Below are 17,106 nucleotides of genomic sequence, written 5' to 3'. Positions count from 1 at the left end.
TTAACTCCCTATTCCCAGTAAATCGTCACGATAATCGCCCGCCGGGTAGCGGAACGGTACGGGTCCGTCAGCAATACCGTCGAGGAACTGCCGCACGCGTGGATCGCAATTTTCCTGCAGCGCCTGGGCGCTGCCGTGTGCAACGATCTTTTTGTCCGCCACGATATAGGCGTAATCGGCAATGCTCAACACTTCCGGTACATCGTGAGACACCACGATACAGGTGACGCCGAGCGCGCTGTTCAGTTCAGAGATGAGCTTTACCAGCACGCCCATCGTGATGGGATCCTGCCCGACGAACGGTTCGTCGAACATGATTAAATCGGGCTCTAATGCAATAGCTCGCGCCAGCGCGGCGCGGCGCGCCATCCCGCCGGACAGCTCCGAAGGCATTAGCTTCGCGGCTCCCCGCAACCCCACAGCTTCAAGCTTCATCATCACCGTGCTTTTCAGCAGCTCAGGCGGCAGGCTGGTATGCTCGCGCAGCGGATAGGCCACGTTATCAAAGACGTTCATGTCGGTGAACAACGCCCCCGACTGAAAGAGCATACTCATACGTTTGCGGACAGTATACAGGCGCGAGCGCGACATCTCCGGGACGTTTTCGCCATCGAAGAGGATTTCACCGCTATCCGGTGGGATCTGACCACCAATAAGGCGCAGGAGGGTCGTTTTACCGATCCCGGACGGCCCCATGATGGCGGTGATTTTGCCACGCGGTACGGTCAACGAAATATCATCGAATATCAGTCGATTGCCGCGAGAAAAACTCACACCGCGGACATCGACGATATTCGCCATCGTTTGGCTCATTTATAGTTCCTTTCTTACCCTGCTCACGTTAAGACGTGCAGCCTGAATCAGCCCTTAACCCCGCATTTTTACAGAATATTAGCCGTTGAGGTTAGCGAAAGCTGGCATTTGTTTTACTTTTCCGGCGCATAAAGTCAAAATTAGGAATTCGTTACGCCTCAGACCGTATGCAGTCCAGCCATTCCCGCGCGATGGACCGACAAGTATACCTGAAGAAAGGACTTTTGATGCTTTTAGCAACAGCACTGTTAATCATTGGTTTACTGTTAGTGGTCTACAGTGCTGACCGTTTAGTCTTTGCTGCATCTATCCTGTGTCGCCTGACGGGTGTACCGCCTGTAGTCATCGGGATGACCGTGGTCAGCGTTGGCACGTCACTTCCTGAAATCATCGTCTCCGTCTCGGCGTCGCTGCATGGTCAGTTAGACCTGGCAATTGGCACCGCGATTGGCTCTAACATCGTCAATATATTACTGATTTTAGGCCTTGCGGCACTGCTCCATCCATTTCGCGTGCATTCTGATGTTCTGCGCCGTGAATTGCCGCTAATGTTAGTCGTAAGCCTGCTGGCAGGGTGCGTATTTTATGATGGAGTATTGAGCTATAGCGACGGCATTTTCCTGCTGGCGTTGGCCGTCATCTGGTTACTGTATAGTGTTAAAATTGCCCGCCAGGCGGAAAAACAGGGTCAGGATAGCCTGACGCGTGAACAGGTTGCCGAACTCCCGCGGGAAGGCACGCTGCCGGTCGCCCTCCTCTGGCTTGGCGTTGCGCTGATTATCATGCCGATGGCAACGCGCATGGTCGTGGATAACGCGACGGTACTGGCGAACTATTTCGCCATGAGCGAACTGACGATTGGCCTGACGGTTATTGCTATCGGCACCAGCCTGCCGGAGCTGGCCACCGCCATTGCGGGGGCGCGTAAAGGGGAAGATGACATCGCCATTGGTAATATCATCGGCTCCAACATATTTAATATCGCGATTGTCATGGGCCTGCCGGCTCTGATTACGCCGGGGCCGTTTAATCCTCTGGCGTTTTCACGCGATTACGGGGTGATGTTGCTGGTCAGCGTGATATTTGCCCTGCTCTGCTGGCGGCGGCAACGCCAGATCGGCAAAGGCGCAGGCGCGCTGCTGACGGGTGGATTTATCGTATGGATGGCGATGCTGTACTGGCTCTCGCCTCTTCTCTCTGGGTAAACGGAAACGCATTATGTCGCAAATAGAATTGCAGCCGGGTTTTGACTTTCAGAAAGCAGGCAAAGAGGTTCTGGAGATTGAACGTGAAGGTCTGGCGCAGTTAGATCAGTACATTAATCAGGATTTTAGTCTGGCATGTGAGAAGATATTCTACTGTGCCGGGAAAGTCGTGGTGATGGGGATGGGCAAGTCCGGCCACATTGGGCGCAAAATGGCGGCAACGTTTGCCAGCACCGGAACCTCGTCCTTCTTTGTACACCCGGGGGAAGCCGCGCACGGCGACCTGGGGATGGTCACGCCGCAGGATGTCGTTATCGCGCTGTCCAACTCCGGTGAGTCCAATGAAATTCTGGCATTGATCCCCGTACTGAAGCGTCTGCAGGTACCGCTGATTTGCATGACCAGCCGTCCGGAAAGTAGCATGGCGCGTGCAGCCGATATTCATCTGTGCGTTAAAGTACCGAAAGAGGCCTGCCCGCTCGGCCTGGCGCCAACATCCAGCACCACCGCCGCGCTGGTCATGGGTGATGCGCTTGCCGTCGCGCTGCTTGAAGCCCGCGGTTTTACGCCGGAAGATTTCGCGCTCTCCCATCCGGGCGGCGCGCTGGGGCGCAAGCTGCTGCTGCGGGTAAACGATATTATGCACACCGGGGATGAGATCCCTCACGTCAGCAAAGAAGCCTCCCTGCGTGATGCGCTGCTGGAAATCACCCGTAAGAATTTGGGTATGACGGTCGTGTGCGACGATCTGATGAAAATTCAGGGGATCTTCACCGATGGCGACCTGCGTCGCGTGTTTGACATGGGTGTAGATGTCCGCACGCTCGGCATTGCCGATGTGATGACGCCCGGCGGCATTCGCGTGCGTCCGGGAACGCTGGCCGTGGATGTGCTGAACCTGATGCAGTCCCGCCATATCACCTCCGTTATGGTTGCCGATGGCGACCAGTTGCTGGGTGTGGTACATATGCATGATCTGCTGCGCGCTGGCGTAGTGTAATAAAGGATAAGACAATGAGTAATGCGGGTGCATCCCTTGCAACCTGTTATGGTCCGGTCAGTACCCAGATGATGGCAAAGGCGGAAAATATTCGTCTGCTCATTCTGGATGTGGATGGCGTACTTTCCGATGGCCTGATTTACATGGGCAATAATGGTGAAGAGCTGAAAGCGTTTAACGTTCGCGACGGCTACGGTATCCGCTGTGCGCTCACCTCGGGTATTGAGGTTGCTATCATCACCGGACGAAAAGCTAAACTGGTAGAAGACCGCTGTGAAACCTTAGGCATTACCCATCTTTACCAGGGTCAATCCGATAAGATGGCAGCGTTCAATGATTTACTGAGTAAACTGGCTATCGCACCGGAAAACGTGGCCTACGTTGGAGACGACCTGATTGACTGGCCGGTGATGGCTGAAGTCGGTCTCAGCATCGCGGTTGCTGATGCTCATCCGCTGTTGATCCCGCGCGCTGACTACGTTACCCACATCAACGGTGGCCGGGGTGCCGTCCGTGAAGTCTGCGATCTGCTTCTGCTGGCGCAGGGCAAGCTTGATGAAGCCAAAGGGCAATCGATATGAGTAAAACCAGACGTTGGGTTATCATTCTGCTTTCGCTTGTCGCACTGGTATTGATTGGCGTGAACCTTGCCGATCGCGACGATACGCAAACGGAAGTCGTCAACAATAACGATCCAACCTATAAAAGCGATCACAGTGACACCGTGGTCTATAGCCCGGAAGGTGCGCTGAATTATCGCCTGATTGCCCAGCACGTTGAATACTTTTCCGATGACGGCGTTTCGTGGTTTACCCAACCTGTCATGACCACTTTCGATAAAGACAAAGTGCCGACGTGGTCAATTAAGTCAGATCGGGCCAAACTGACAAATGATCGTATGCTTTATCTGTATGGCCACGTTGAAGTCAACGCCCTGACCGCTGACTCGCAACTGCGAAAAATTACGACGGATAATGCCCAGATCAACCTGGTAACCCAGGACGTGACGTCGCAGGATCTGGTCACACTGTATGGCACAACATTTAATTCCAGCGGTTTAAGAATGCGCGGGAACTTACGCAGCAAGAACGCCGAGCTGATTGAAAAGGTTAGAACCTCCTATGAAATTCAAAACAAACAAACTCAGCCTTAAAGTAATTATCGCCAGCGCGATGCTGGCGGCCAGTCTCCCCGCGCTTGCTGTAACGGGCGATACCGACCAGCCGATCCATATCGAGTCCGACACTCAGTCTCTCGATATGCAGGGTAACGTCGTCACCTTCACGGGTAACGTCGTCATGACTCAGGGGACCATCAAAATTAACGCCGATAAAGTGGTCGTTACCCGTCCGGGCGGCGAGCAGGGCAAAGAGATCATTGATGGTTACGGCAACCCGGCCACCTTCTACCAGATGCAGGACAACGGCAAGCCGGTGAAGGGCCACGCCTCGCATATGCACTATGAGCTGGCGAAGGACCTGGTCATCCTGACCGGAAACGCGTATCTGGAACAGCTGGACAGCAATATTACCGGTGACCAGATTACCTATCTGGTGAAAGAGCAAAAAATGCAGGCCTCCAGCGAGAAAGGCAAACGCGTAACCACCGTGCTGGTTCCGTCGCAGCTGCAGGACAAAGGCAAGGGCCAGGCCCCGGCACAGAAGAAGAGTAACTAATTCGCTATGGCAACATTAACTGCAAAAAATCTCGCGAAGGCCTATAAGGGCCGCCGTGTCGTAGAAGATGTCAGTCTGACCGTCAACTCCGGCGAAATTGTGGGCCTGCTTGGCCCGAACGGTGCGGGTAAAACCACCACCTTCTACATGGTGGTGGGTATTGTGCCGCGTGACGCCGGCAACATTATTATTGACGATGAAGATATCAGCCTGCTGCCGCTGCACGCGCGCGCGCGCCGTGGCATCGGCTATCTGCCGCAGGAAGCCTCTATTTTCCGTCGTCTGAGCGTCTTTGATAACCTGATGGCGGTCCTGCAAATTCGCGACGACCTGACCAACGAACAGCGTCAGGATCGCGCCAACGAGCTGATGGAAGAGTTTCATATCGAACACCTGCGCGACAGCCTGGGCCAGGCCTTGTCCGGGGGGGAACGCCGTCGTGTTGAGATTGCGCGCGCGCTGGCCGCCAATCCGAAGTTTATCCTTCTGGATGAACCGTTTGCGGGCGTTGACCCGATCTCCGTTATCGACATTAAACGCATTATCGAGCATCTGCGTGACAGCGGACTTGGCGTGCTGATCACAGACCACAACGTTCGTGAAACGCTGGCGGTATGTGAACGCGCGTATATCGTGAGCCAGGGCAATCTGATCGCTCACGGTACGCCGCAGCAGATCCTCGAAGACGATCATGTTAAGCGCGTCTATCTTGGGGAAGACTTCAGACTCTGATAGGGTAGAGGTAACGTAACGCCGAACCGGAGAAAAATGCTCTGAACATGAAGCAAGGTTTGCAATTAAGGCTCAGCCAACAGCTGGCGATGACGCCGCAGTTACAGCAGGCAATTCGTCTGTTGCAACTGTCCACCTTAGAACTCCAGCAGGAGCTCCAGCAGGCGCTGGACAGCAATCCCCTGCTGGAGCAAGCCGATCTTCATGACGAGGTAGATACCCAGCAGTCACAGGACACAGAAGCGCTCGACACCGCGGATGCACTCGAACAAAAAGAGATGCCGGACGAGCTTCCGCTGGATGCCAGCTGGGATGAAATCTATACCGCCGGGACCCCTTCCGGCACGCGTGCAGACTACCAGGACGACGAGCTACCGGTCTACCAGGGCGAAACCACCCAGTCGCTGCAGGATTACCTGATGTGGCAGGTAGAGCTTACCCCCTTCTCCGATACCGACCGCGCTATTGCCACGTCGATTGTCGACGCCGTTGATGACACCGGTTATTTGACCGTCACGCTGGACGACATTCTGGAAAGCATGGGCGATGAAGAGATTGAGATTGAGGAGATTGAAGCGGTACTGAAACGCATTCAGCGCTTCGATCCGGTCGGGGTGGCCGCGAAGGACCTGCGCGACTGTCTGCTGATCCAGCTTTCTCAGTTCAGCAAAGAGACGCCGTGGCTCGATGAGGCACGCTTAATCATCAGCGATCATCTGGATCTTCTGGCTAACCACGATTTCCGCACCCTGATGCGCGTCACGCGCCTGAAGGAAGAGGTGCTGAAAGAGGCGGTAAATCTGATCCAGTCCCTCGATCCGCGTCCCGGTCAGTCGATCCAGACCAGCGAACCCGAGTACGTTATCCCGGACGTGCTGGTCAGAAAACACAATGACCGCTGGGTCGTTGAACTGAACTCTGACAGCATCCCTCGCCTGCAAATCAACCAGCAGTACGCCTCCATGTGTACCAGCGCGCGCAACGACTCCGACAATCAATATATTCGCAGCAATCTTCAGGAAGCGCGATGGTTGATCAAGAGCCTGGAGAGCCGGAATGATACCCTGCTTCGCGTGAGCCGCTGCATCGTCGAACAGCAGCAGGCCTTCTTTGAGCAGGGCGAAGAGTATATGAAACCGATGGTGCTGGCGGATATCGCCCAGGCCGTCGAGATGCATGAATCCACTATTTCCCGCGTTACTACGCAGAAGTATCTGCACAGTCCGCGCGGTATTTTTGAGCTTAAGTATTTCTTCTCCAGCCACGTGAACACCGAGGGTGGCGGCGAAGCCTCCTCAACGGCGATTCGCGCCCTGGTGAAGAAGTTGATCGCCGCGGAGAATCCCGCGAAGCCACTAAGTGACAGTAAGTTGACCACCATGCTGTCCGATCAGGGTATTATGGTGGCACGTCGTACTGTTGCGAAGTATCGAGAGTCTTTATCCATTCCGCCGTCTAACCAGCGTAAACAGCTGGTCTGACACAACCGATAAGGAAGACACTATGCAGCTCAATATCACAGGACATAACGTCGAGATTACTGAGGCTTTACGTGACTTCGTGAACGCTAAGTTCGCGAAACTCGAGCAGTATTTCGAAAGGATCAATCAGGTCTACGTTGTGTTAAAAGTGGAGAAAGTGACTCATATCTCGGATGCAACCCTGCATGTTAACGGGGGTGAACTCCATGCCAGTGCGGAAGGGCAAGACATGTACGCGGCTATCGACGGCTTGATTGACAAGCTTGCGCGACAGCTCAATAAACATAAAGATAAACTGAAACAACACTAATTGTCCGGGCAGTTAACGGGTGCAGGACGGCCTGTTGTGAAACACAACGGGCCATTTGTACAGTTAGCGCTTAGGTGAAATTATGATGAACAACGATTCCGCTCTTCAACTGAGCAATGTCCTTAACCAGGAATGTACCCGCAGTGCCGTTCACTGCCAGAGCAAAAAACGTGCGCTGGAGATCATCAGTGAATTAGCTGCAAAACAGCTGGGCCTGCCGCCGCAGGTGGTGTTCGAAGCCATTCTGACCCGTGAAAAGATGGGCAGTACCGGTATCGGCAACGGCATCGCGATCCCGCACGGCAAGCTGGAAGAGGACACCCTGCGTGCCGTCGGTGTGTTTGTGCAGCTGGAAACCCCAATCGCTTTTGACGCCATTGATAACCAGCCCGTCGATCTCCTCTTCGCGCTGCTGGTGCCTGCAGACCAGACCAAGACCCACCTGCATACGCTTTCGCTGGTTGCTAAACGTCTGGCGGATAAAACCATCTGCCGTCGACTGCGCTCAGCCCAAAGTGATGAAGAGCTTTATCAAATTATCACTGAAGCAGAAGGCAATCAGGATGACGCATAACCAGGTGATGGCCTTCACATCTGTTGTCCTGAGGAGAAACGGAACATGGTGCTGATGATTGTCAGCGGTCGTTCAGGGTCGGGGAAATCCGTTGCTCTGCGCGCGCTGGAAGACATGGGTTTTTACTGCGTCGATAACCTGCCGGTCGTGTTATTGCCCGATCTGGCACGCACGTTAGCGGAGAGACAAACCTCCGCCGCCGTCAGTATCGACGTTCGTAACATGCCGGAATCGCCAGAGATCTTCGAACAGGCCATGAGTAACCTGCCTGACGCGTTCTCGCCTCAGCTGCTGTTCCTTGATGCCGACCGCAATACCCTGATCCGCCGCTACAGCGACACCCGTCGTCTGCACCCGCTTTCCAGCAAGAATCTCTCGCTGGAGAGCGCCATCGACGAAGAGAGCGATCTGCTTGAGCCGCTGCGCTCTCGTGCCGATCTGATTGTCGACACCTCAGAGATGTCCGTTCACGAGCTGGCGGAAATGCTGCGAACCCGGCTGCTGGGCAAACGCGAGCGCGAGCTGACGATGGTATTCGAATCCTTCGGCTTTAAGCACGGTATTCCGATTGATGCGGACTATGTTTTCGACGTGCGCTTCCTGCCGAACCCGCACTGGGATCCCAAACTGCGTCCAATGACCGGCCTGGATAAGCCCGTGGCGGCGTTCCTCGACCGACACACAGAAGTTCACAATTTTATCTACCAGACGCGAAGCTACCTTGAGCTATGGTTACCTATGCTGGAGACAAACAATCGTAGCTACCTGACGGTGGCGATTGGCTGTACCGGCGGTAAACATCGTTCGGTCTACATCGCCGAACAGCTGGCCGACTATTTCCGCTCGCGCGGTAAGAACGTTCAGTCCCGTCATCGCACGCTGGAAAAACGTAAAACATGACCGTAAAACAAACCGTTGAGATCACCAATAAGCTTGGCATGCATGCACGCCCGGCGATGAAGCTGTTTGAGCTGATGCAGGGTTTCGATGCAGAAGTGCTGCTGCGTAATGACGAAGGCACCGAAGCGGAAGCCAACAGCGTGATTGCGCTGCTGATGCTGGACTCCGCCAAAGGGCGTCAGATTGAGGTTGAAGCCACCGGTCCTCAGGAAGAGGAAGCTCTGGCAGCGGTAGTTGCGCTGTTTAACGCCGGGTTCGACGAAGATTAGGCCTGCTATTCTGGCGGGTGGCGCTGCGCTTACCCGCCCTACATTAACGCATTTCTCTCCATAAACCCTTCCCCACCCAGCTGGCGCATCTGGCGCATGATCCACGCCTGACGGCTTCGCACGTACCCTGACGGGGCGCTGGCCTTGAAGCGGACAGGATTAGGCAGAACAGCCGCGAGCAGCGCCGCCTCCGACATGCTCAGCCTGCTGGCAGGTTTATTAAAATAGCGTTGTGATGCAGCTTCGACACCAAATACCCCGTCGCCGAACTCGGCGATATTAAGGTAAACGGTCAGAATACGCTTTTTGCTCCAGACCGTTTCCATTCCCAGGGTCAGGCCCGCTTCCAGCCCTTTTCGCACCCAGCTTCGGCCATCCCACAGGAACAGGTTTTTAGCCGTCTGCTGCGACAGCGTTGACGCACCGCGCACGCGGTTTTCGTGACGTTCGTTATGGGCCAGCGCCTTTTCGATCGCGGCCACATCGAACCCCCAGTGCTCCGGGAATTTTTGATCTTCCGCCGCGATAACCGCCAGCCCCATGAACGGAGAAATTTCATCCATGCTTACCCAGTCAGAATGGGCAACATAGCCGAAATCACCGGAGAACCACGCGCTAAGCTGGCGCTCAACCATGACCGCTGAAAACGGTACCGGCAAAATGCTGAACACGGCCAGCCCGCCCCCCCAGAACACCGCCAGGACGAGTACGATGCGGAAAAGAAGGCGTTTCACCCATGCGCCTGCGGAAAACTGACGCCTCATTCCGTCAGCACCAGCACCCGGGCGACCAGCTTTTCAATGCCCACGGCGGCTTCCGCAATATTCTTCGCCAGCATATACGCGGGCGTGGTGACAACTTTGTTGTCTTCATCCACCACAATGTCATCGACCGGGCACGGAACGTGTTCGCCCCCCATATCCTCGACGACCTCTGCGGTATCAATATCGGTTCCGATCGTCAGCCGTAACGGAAAATCGAAAATATTTGGCAGCATGGCCGGTGCAATACAGATAAAGCCCAGCGGCTTGCCCGCGGCATGCATCGCCAGCGTCAGCGCTTTGAGATCAGGGTCCACCGCGCATGCGGCACCCTCGGCAGCAAAGGTGCTGAGATTTTTCGCGGCGCCGAAGCCGCCTGGCACAATGAGCGCATCCAGTTCAGCGGCATCTGCCTTCGCCAGCGGATGAATCTCTCCCCGGGCAATACGCGCGGCTTCAATCAGCACGTTACGCGTTTCGGCCATCGGCTCGCCGGTCAGATGGTTAATCACATCCGACTGATTTTTGTCGGGCGCAAAACAGATAACCTCTGCTCCCTGTTTTGTCAGGGCCAGCAGCGTGATTACGGCTTCGTGTATTTCTGAGCCATCAAAAACACCGCACCCGCTCAGGACAACACCAATTTTTTTCATCTTGACGATCCTTCTTTGCAACTCGCTGAAGCACATTAATAATTTTGATTAAAACGCTATGCTTCACACATTTCACTGATTCATGTAACAAACCATTTAAGATTTGCTATCTTATCTGCGTGCGGCCTAAATTTTTACGGCGGCGCCCATTAGAAAATTACTTTAAAAAACAGGCGCAGCCACGATTTCCCTGGTGTTGGCGCAGTATTCGCGCACCCCGGTCTAGCCGGGGTCATTTTTTTCTGGCATCCACCCAGGCCTTGAGCACCGCAACATCGTTCTGCCACTCTTGTTTCATCTCTTCAACCCAATCACCAACGTTATCTTCCCAAGCTGGTAAATCAGGCGACTGAATCTGTTGACCCAGCTGCTGCAGGTGGCGTAACCCGACCGAGCCGGCTGCGCCTTTGATTTTATGCCCTTCTTCCACGATGCCCTTCTGGTCACGCGCCGTCAGGTTTGACTCCAGCACGCTCAGATAACCCGGCATCATTTTTTCAAACACCGCCAGGCCGTCGGTAATCAGTTTCGGGCCGACCAGATCGATATACTGCTCCAGCATCGCGGTATCGAGTATCGTTTGGGCTTTTGCGCTATCAACAGACGTCATGGTGCTCTCCTCTTCATCGTGGGTATCCCAGAACTTCTTGATCATGGCGGTCAGAGCAGGCACCGCCAGAGGCTTGCTGAGTACATCGTCCATACCGGCGTCGAGGTACTCTTTTTTATCTTTCAGCACGTTCGCCGTCAGCGCCACCAGCGGCGGCAGTTCATCAGCCGCGTACTGACGCGTCAGTTCACGCGAGATATCCAGCCCGGTCATATCCGGCAACTGGATATCCAGCAGAACGAGGTCATATTCACCAGGTGTAAACATCTCCAGCGCGGCTTTACCGGTCATCGCGACATCCACGCTGTTGCCCAGTTTTTCCAGCACCGAGCGCGCTACAATCACGTTAAGCTCAATATCCTCCACCAACAGGACGTGCAGCGCAGGCAGCGGCATATCGTCGTTTTCAAAGGTATCCTCTACCTCTTCCGCCACCGCCGGCGCATGCACCGTCAGCGTGAAGGTTGACCCTTTGCCCGCCTGGCTGGCAACGGTGATGTCACCGCCCATGCTCTTCGCCAGCCGCTTAGACACCGCCAGGCCGATTCCGGTACCAGTGGCCGGTTTTCCACCGTTGCTGTCCTTCACCTGGTAGTACATCGCGAAAATCTTGTCCTGCTCCTCCTGCGGAATACCAATCCCGGAGTCCTCCACCTCGAAGTGCAGCATGTCCCCGTCGTCATAGCGAATACGCACCGCCACCTGCCCCTTCTGGGTAAATTTCACCGCATTGCTGATGAGGTTCCACAGGATCTGACGCAGGCGCGTGCCGTCGGTAATCACTTTATGCGGCAGCGGCAGGGTGGGATCCATGACAAAATTGAGCCCCTTCTGCTGGGCCTGCAGACCAGACAAGTTTTCCAGATCGGCAAGGAAGCTGGTGAAATCAACCGGCTGGTTATCAAGCTGAACCTTTCGGCGCTCCATCTTATCCATGTCAATAATATCGTTGAAGATATTACCCAGCGTGACCGCCGAGACATGAATCGTTTTGAGGTATTTTTCCTGTTCTGCGGTCAGGTCGGTGTCCAGCAGAATGCGGCTCAGCCCCACAATGCCGTTAAGCGGCGTACGAAGCTCATGGCTGATGGTGGAGATGAAGGTGGTCTTGTCGCGGCTGGCGCGCTCCAGCGCATCCTGATAGCGCTTACGCTCGGTAATATCACGGCCGAAGCCCATCAGGCCGTGGCGCTTCCCGACGCGGTCATAGTACGGCACCTTACGGATCTCAAAGCAGGCTTTGCGCCCGTCCGGGTAATCCAGCCACTGTTCGTAGGTCAGCGAGACGTTATGGCGGAACACTTTTTCGTCCGTCTCCATGACCTTGGCGGCCGCCTCTTCGGAGTAAACGTCCTGCGGCTTGAGGTGAATCAGCTGCTTCTCGCTTTTCCCGGTCAGGAGCTCCATCGCGCGGTTACAGCCTGAAAATTCTTTATCTTCGTTACGGTAGAATACCAGATCCGGCGAAGCGTCCAGGAACGAACGCAGGAAGGAGGATTGCTGCTCAAGCTGGATCTGCGTCACCTCGCGCTCTTTCATTTCGATTTTCAGCTGTTCCAGCGTGGCCTGACGCTCTGCCTCCGCCTTCTCACGATCTGAAATTTCCTGATTCAACTGAGCAATGTTGTCTTTAAGCTGAACGTTGAGCTTCAGGTCGCGCTCGCGCATCTCCTCCAGCTTATCGACCAGTTTTGATAAGCGCTGACGGGACTCCTCCAGCTGTTCGACCACCACGGAAAGGAAATAGACCGCCCAGGGGGTAATGAGCAGGCCGAAGAAGATAGAGCGGATAACGTCGATACTCTCGACCTGACCATGCAGAACCATCGTAACGGCCATCTGCACGACAATCGCCAGAACGACCAGCGCCAGCGCCAGCAGCATGGAGAAACGCACCAGCCCAAGCTTCATCATCAGGTCGACGTAGTACTGGGCTAGCATTCGAATTTGCTTCATAGAGGATCCCTTCACGACTTTATCGCTCAATAATACTCAAATTCGAGGCGGGACGTTGAAGGTTGTGAGAAAAAGTGCGGGGTGAAACAGGAGATTAGCCTCGCCTCCGGTTCACCGGAAGCGAGGAGAGGTCAATCAGGAGCGTTTCAGCAGCAGCCAGAGGCTGATCAGGAAGAAGCTGGCGCTCGGCAGCAGCGCACCGATAATCGGCGGAATGCCATAAACCAGCGTCAGCGGACCGAAGATCTGATCGAGTACATAGAAGACAAAGCCGAAGCTAATACCGGTCACGACGCGCACGCCCATCGGGACGCTGCGCAGCGGGCCGAAGATAAACGACAGCGCCATCAGCATCATCACCGCCACGGACATCGGCTGGAAGATTTTGCTCCACATGTTGAGCTGATAGCGTCCGGCATCCTGCCCGCTCGACTTCAGGTACTTCACATAGTTGTGCAAGCCGCTGATAGAGAGCGCGTCAGGATCCAACGCAACAACCCCGAGCTTATCCGGCGTGAGGTTGGTCTTCCAGGTGCCGGTCACCGTCTGTGACCCGGTAATCTGTTTTGGATCGGTCAGGTCAGATTCATCAACCTGCGACAAACGCCACTGCTTATGTTCAGCGTCAAACTTCGCGGAAGAGGCGTGTCGGACAGACTCCAGACGGCGCTGGTCGTTGAACGCGTAGATGCTCACCCCGCCCAGTTCATCATTACCCTTTACCCGTTCGATGTAGACAAAGTTTTTCCCGTCTTTCGCCCATAAACCTTGCTGAGTCGAGAGCAGTGAACCACCGTACATTGCCTGAGCACGATAGTTACGCGCCATCTGCTCGCCCTGCGGTGCCACCCACTCGCCAATCGCCATGGTCAACAGCACCAGCGGGATTGCGGTTTTCATTACCGACAGCGCAACCTGCATACGGGTAAAGCCTGAGGCCTGCATCACCACCAGCTCGCTGCGCTGAGCCAGCATCCCCAGCCCCAGCAGCGCGCCCAGCAGAGCCGCCATCGGGAAGAAGATCTGCACATCTTTTGGCACGCTGAGTAGGGTGTACATCCCCGCACCCATCGCGTCATAGCTGCCCTGCCCGGCTTTTTTCAGCTGATCGACAAATTTGATAATGCCGGAGAGCGACACCAGCATGAACAATGTCATCATGATGGTGGTGAAAATGGTTTTACCGATATAGCGATCAAGAACGCCAAACGCCTGCATTAGATGGCTCCTTTACGCGAGAATCGGGCACGTATGCGGCGCACAGGCACCGTATCCCACAGGTTTAATCCCAGCGCCAGTAAGATGTACAGGCTGTTAACGAACCATGTCCAGACCATCGGATCCAGCTTACCCTTCGCGCCGTTAGAGCGAATCGAGGTTTGCAGCAGGAAGTAGATCAGGTAAAGCAGCATCGCTGGCAGCATAGAGAGCACGCGGCCCTGGCGCGGGTTCACCACGCTCAGCGGCACGACAATCAGTGCCATCATAAACACGGTGAATACGAGCGTAATACGCCAGTGGAACTCAGCCCGCGCTCTGTCGGTATCGGTATTCCACAGCGTGCGCATATCCATTTGCTCGGTATCCGTCGGATCGAGCGCCACCGCCTGATGACCAATAATGGCCTGATAGTTCTGGAAATCCGTAATACGGAAGTCACGCAGCATCGCGGTGCCTTCGAAACGGGTGCCTTTATTCAGCGTGACGACCTGAGAACCGTCTTTGCGCTGAGAAAGCTGGCCAGAATCGGCAACCACCACTGACGGACGCGCGTTACCTTTAGGACGCAGCTGTGCCAGAAATACATCGTTGAATTTACTGCCGTCAACGCTCTCAATAAACAGCACGGAGTTTCCGTCAGTCGCCTGCTGGAACTGCCCCTGCGCGAGCGCCGCCATGCCGGGGTTTGCTTTCGCCTCGGCCAGCACTTCGTCCTGATGACGGGAAGACATAGGGCCCGCCCACATCACATTCACCGCCGCAACAATGCCCGTGAACAGCGCCAGTATCATCGCCGCTTTCACCAGTACGGCTTTACTGAGGCCGCAGGCATGCATCACCGTAATTTCACTCTCGGTGTACAGCTTACCGAGGGTCATGAGCAGGCCGAGGAATAGACTCAGCGGCAGAATAAGCTGCGCCATTTCCGGGATCCCCAGCCCAAGCAGGGAAAGCACCAGATTCGTTGGAATTTCGCCGTCAACGGCCGCACCGAGGATCTTAACCAGCTTCTGACAGAAAAAAATCAGCAGCAGGATGAAGAGGATCGCCAGTTGGCTTTTGAGCGTCTCCCGCACCAGATATCTTATGATTATCACTTTAAATACGCCCGTAAAAACCCGTCTCTTTGCTGGAAAATCGCTTGTTTCATGGCTTAAACGTCATTTATTCTCTTGAGTCGTCGAAATCGTCGCTAAGATTAAAACATCCGGCGGATTCACGCTTCAGGACTTTTTCTGACGTGTCGAAACCGTAGTAACGTAAGATTAACACGAAGTCACCACAACAGCGGACATGAGTTACGAAAGGTTTCAATTCTATCCGTAGCAGCCGCCGTTGTCTTTAAGATTCAGGAGCGTAGTGCATGGAGTTCAGTGTAAAAAGCGGTAGCCCGGAGAAACAGCGGAGTGCCTGCATCGTTGTGGGCGTCTTTGAACCGCGCCGACTCTCCCCGATCGCCGAGCAACTCGATAAAATCAGTGACGGCTATATCAGCGCCCTGCTGCGCCGTGGCGAACTGGAAGGCAAACCTGGGCAGACGCTGTTACTGCACCATGTTCCGAACGTCCTGTCAGAGCGTATTCTGCTGATTGGCTGCGGCAAAGAGCGCGAGCTGGATGAACGTCAGTATAAGCAGGTTATTCAGAAAACCATTAATACGCTGAATGACACCGGTTCAATGGAAGCCGTCTGCTTCCTGACCGAGCTGCACGTCAAAGGCCGTAACACCTACTGGAAAGTGCGTCAGGCCGTCGAAACGGCAAAAGAGAGCCTTTACAGCTTCGATCAGCTTAAGACCAACAAAAGCGAGCCGCGTCGCCCGCTGCGTAAAATGGTCTTTAACGTGCCAACCCGTCGCGAACTGACCAGCGGCGAGCGCGCCATCCAGCATGGTCTGGCGATTGCCGCCGGTATCAAAGCGGCAAAAGATCTCGGCAACATGCCGCCAAACATCTGTAACGCTGCCTACCTCGCCTCTCAGGCGCGCCAGCTGGCTGACTCCTACAGCAAAAACGTCATCACCCGCGTCATCGGCGAACAGCAGATGAAAGAGCTGGGGATGCACTCTTATCTGGCGGTGGGTAACGGCTCGCAGAACGAATCCCTGATGTCAGTCATCGAATACAAAGGCAACCCGTCTGAAGACGCGCGTCCGATCGTGCTCGTCGGTAAAGGGCTGACCTTTGACTCCGGCGGTATCTCCATCAAGCCTTCAGAAGGCATGGACGAGATGAAGTACGACATGTGCGGCGCGGCGGCGGTTTACGGCGTCATGCGCATGGTTGCGGAGCTTCAGCTGCCCATCAACGTAATCGGCGTGCTGGCAGGCTGCGAAAACATGCCTGGCGGTCGCGCGTATCGTCCGGGCGACGTCCTGACCACCATGTCCGGCCAGACCGTTGAAGTGCTGAATACCGACGCCGAAGGCCGTCTGGTACTCTGTGACGTGTTGACCTACGTTGAGCGCTTCGAACCTGAAGCGGTTATCGACGTGGCTACTCTGACCGGTGCCTGCGTGATTGCCCTGGGCCATCACATCACCGGCCTGATGTCGAACCACAACCCGCTGGCGCACGAGCTTATCGGCGCGTCCGAGCAGGCCGGTGACCGCGCATGGCGTCTGCCGCTGGGTGACGAGTATCAGGAACAGCTGGAGTCTAACTTTGCGGATATGGCAAACATCGGCGGTCGTCCTGGCGGCGCAATTACCGCAGGCTGCTTCCTGGCGCGCTTCACCCGTAAATATAACTGGGCGCACCTGGATATCGCGGGTACCGCATGGCGCTCCGGTAAAGCCAAAGGCGCTACCGGACGTCCGGTGGCCCTGCTGTCGCAGTTCCTGCTTAATCGTGCGGGTTTTAACGGCGACGAGTAAGTCAAAACGGCAGTAAACCGTAGGCCGGGTAAGGCGAAGCCGCCACCCGGCTTAAGCATTTAAAGTGAGC

19 protein-coding genes are annotated in these 17,106 nt (G+C 55.2%); 12 read left to right on the top strand and 7 right to left on the bottom strand.

The window, feature by feature from the left end:
• The gene (gene mlaF, locus INF73_RS04470) at positions 1-813 is read right to left on the bottom strand and encodes a phospholipid ABC transporter ATP-binding protein MlaF (protein ID WP_028014565.1); all 813 of its coding nucleotides are present in this window, start codon (positions 811-813) and stop codon (positions 1-3) included.
• Between the two features lie 227 nt (positions 814-1,040).
• On the opposite strand from mlaF, the gene INF73_RS04465 reads away from it, so the two are divergent.
• The 11 genes from INF73_RS04465 to npr all read left to right on the top strand — a co-directional run bounded on the left by INF73_RS04465 (position 1,041) and on the right by npr (position 8,960).
• Positions 1,041-2,018, top strand: coding sequence for a calcium/sodium antiporter (locus INF73_RS04465; protein WP_028014566.1), 978 nt, complete (start codon positions 1,041-1,043; stop codon positions 2,016-2,018).
• Between the two features lie 13 nt (positions 2,019-2,031).
• The gene (gene kdsD / locus INF73_RS04460) at positions 2,032-3,018 is read left to right on the top strand and encodes an arabinose-5-phosphate isomerase KdsD (protein ID WP_028014567.1); all 987 of its coding nucleotides are present in this window, start codon (positions 2,032-2,034) and stop codon (positions 3,016-3,018) included.
• Between the two features lie 14 nt (positions 3,019-3,032).
• Positions 3,033-3,599, top strand: coding sequence for a 3-deoxy-manno-octulosonate-8-phosphatase KdsC (gene kdsC / locus INF73_RS04455; protein ID WP_193541608.1), 567 nt, complete (start codon positions 3,033-3,035; stop codon positions 3,597-3,599).
• Complete coding sequence (gene lptC / locus INF73_RS04450) at positions 3,596-4,171, top strand: LPS export ABC transporter periplasmic protein LptC (protein ID WP_028014568.1); 576 nt, start codon at positions 3,596-3,598, stop codon at positions 4,169-4,171. Before kdsC ends, lptC begins: the two co-directional genes overlap by 4 nt.
• Positions 4,140-4,694 carry a lipopolysaccharide ABC transporter substrate-binding protein LptA gene (gene lptA / locus INF73_RS04445; protein ID WP_028014569.1) on the top strand — a complete coding sequence of 185 codons (555 nt, stop codon included), beginning with the start codon at positions 4,140-4,142 and terminating at the stop codon, positions 4,692-4,694. Before lptC ends, lptA begins: the two co-directional genes overlap by 32 nt.
• A 6-nt stretch (positions 4,695-4,700) precedes the next feature.
• The gene (lptB, locus tag INF73_RS04440; protein WP_028014570.1) at positions 4,701-5,426 is read left to right on the top strand and encodes an LPS export ABC transporter ATP-binding protein; all 726 of its coding nucleotides are present in this window, start codon (positions 4,701-4,703) and stop codon (positions 5,424-5,426) included.
• 47 nt (positions 5,427-5,473) lie between these two features.
• Positions 5,474-6,907, top strand: coding sequence for an RNA polymerase factor sigma-54 (gene rpoN, locus INF73_RS04435; RefSeq protein ID WP_028014571.1), 1,434 nt, complete (start codon positions 5,474-5,476; stop codon positions 6,905-6,907).
• A 22-nt stretch (positions 6,908-6,929) separates the two neighbouring features.
• Positions 6,930-7,217, top strand: a complete 288-nt coding sequence (gene hpf, locus INF73_RS04430) for a ribosome hibernation promoting factor (protein ID WP_014171818.1) — start codon at positions 6,930-6,932, stop codon at positions 7,215-7,217.
• A gap of 82 nt (positions 7,218-7,299) precedes the next feature.
• On the top strand, positions 7,300-7,791 hold the full coding sequence (gene ptsN / locus INF73_RS04425; RefSeq protein ID WP_008501443.1) for a PTS IIA-like nitrogen regulatory protein PtsN: 492 nt from the start codon (positions 7,300-7,302) through the stop codon (positions 7,789-7,791).
• 45 nt (positions 7,792-7,836) lie between these two features.
• Positions 7,837-8,691: an RNase adapter RapZ gene (rapZ, locus tag INF73_RS04420; protein WP_014885397.1), complete on the top strand. Its 855-nt coding sequence runs from the start codon at positions 7,837-7,839 to the stop codon at positions 8,689-8,691.
• On the top strand, positions 8,688-8,960 hold the full coding sequence (gene npr, locus INF73_RS04415; RefSeq protein WP_025756690.1) for a PTS phosphocarrier protein NPr: 273 nt from the start codon (positions 8,688-8,690) through the stop codon (positions 8,958-8,960). The genes rapZ and npr overlap by 4 nt, the downstream gene beginning before the upstream one ends.
• Positions 8,961-8,998: 38 nt before the next feature.
• Here npr and mtgA read toward each other — a convergent pair whose 3' ends face one another.
• The 6 genes from mtgA to INF73_RS22250 form a co-directional block, all read right to left on the bottom strand.
• Positions 8,999-9,724, bottom strand: coding sequence for a monofunctional biosynthetic peptidoglycan transglycosylase (gene mtgA / locus INF73_RS04410; protein ID WP_028014572.1), 726 nt, complete (start codon positions 9,722-9,724; stop codon positions 8,999-9,001).
• Complete coding sequence (elbB, locus tag INF73_RS04405) at positions 9,721-10,374, bottom strand: isoprenoid biosynthesis glyoxalase ElbB (protein WP_193541606.1); 654 nt, start codon at positions 10,372-10,374, stop codon at positions 9,721-9,723. Before elbB ends, mtgA begins: the two co-directional genes overlap by 4 nt.
• Positions 10,375-10,606: 232 nt before the next feature.
• Positions 10,607-12,940 carry an aerobic respiration two-component sensor histidine kinase ArcB gene (gene arcB / locus INF73_RS04400; RefSeq protein WP_045260464.1) on the bottom strand — a complete coding sequence of 778 codons (2,334 nt, stop codon included), beginning with the start codon at positions 12,938-12,940 and terminating at the stop codon, positions 10,607-10,609.
• Positions 12,941-13,075: 135 nt separating this feature from the next.
• Positions 13,076-14,158: an LPS export ABC transporter permease LptG gene (gene lptG / locus INF73_RS04395; protein ID WP_028014575.1), complete on the bottom strand. Its 1,083-nt coding sequence runs from the start codon at positions 14,156-14,158 to the stop codon at positions 13,076-13,078.
• A complete protein-coding gene (gene lptF, locus INF73_RS04390) occupies positions 14,158-15,258 on the bottom strand; it encodes an LPS export ABC transporter permease LptF (protein ID WP_028014576.1) in 1,101 nt (366 codons plus the stop codon). The genes lptG and lptF overlap by 1 nt, the downstream gene beginning before the upstream one ends.
• A gap of 63 nt (positions 15,259-15,321) precedes the next feature.
• On the bottom strand, positions 15,322-15,381 hold the full coding sequence (locus INF73_RS22250) for a hypothetical protein (protein ID WP_213743486.1): 60 nt from the start codon (positions 15,379-15,381) through the stop codon (positions 15,322-15,324).
• Between the two features lie 143 nt (positions 15,382-15,524).
• On the opposite strand from INF73_RS22250, the gene pepA reads away from it, so the two are divergent.
• Positions 15,525-17,036 carry a leucyl aminopeptidase gene (gene pepA / locus INF73_RS04385; RefSeq protein ID WP_028014577.1) on the top strand — a complete coding sequence of 504 codons (1,512 nt, stop codon included), beginning with the start codon at positions 15,525-15,527 and terminating at the stop codon, positions 17,034-17,036.
• Positions 17,037-17,106 lie beyond the last annotated feature (70 nt).

The sequence above is a fragment of the Enterobacter cloacae complex sp. P6RS genome, assembly GCF_014982245.1.
In the GTDB taxonomy this organism is placed as follows: Bacteria; Pseudomonadota; Gammaproteobacteria; order Enterobacterales; family Enterobacteriaceae; genus Enterobacter; species Enterobacter bugandensis.
This window is presented reverse-complemented; position numbering and strand designations above follow the sequence as displayed.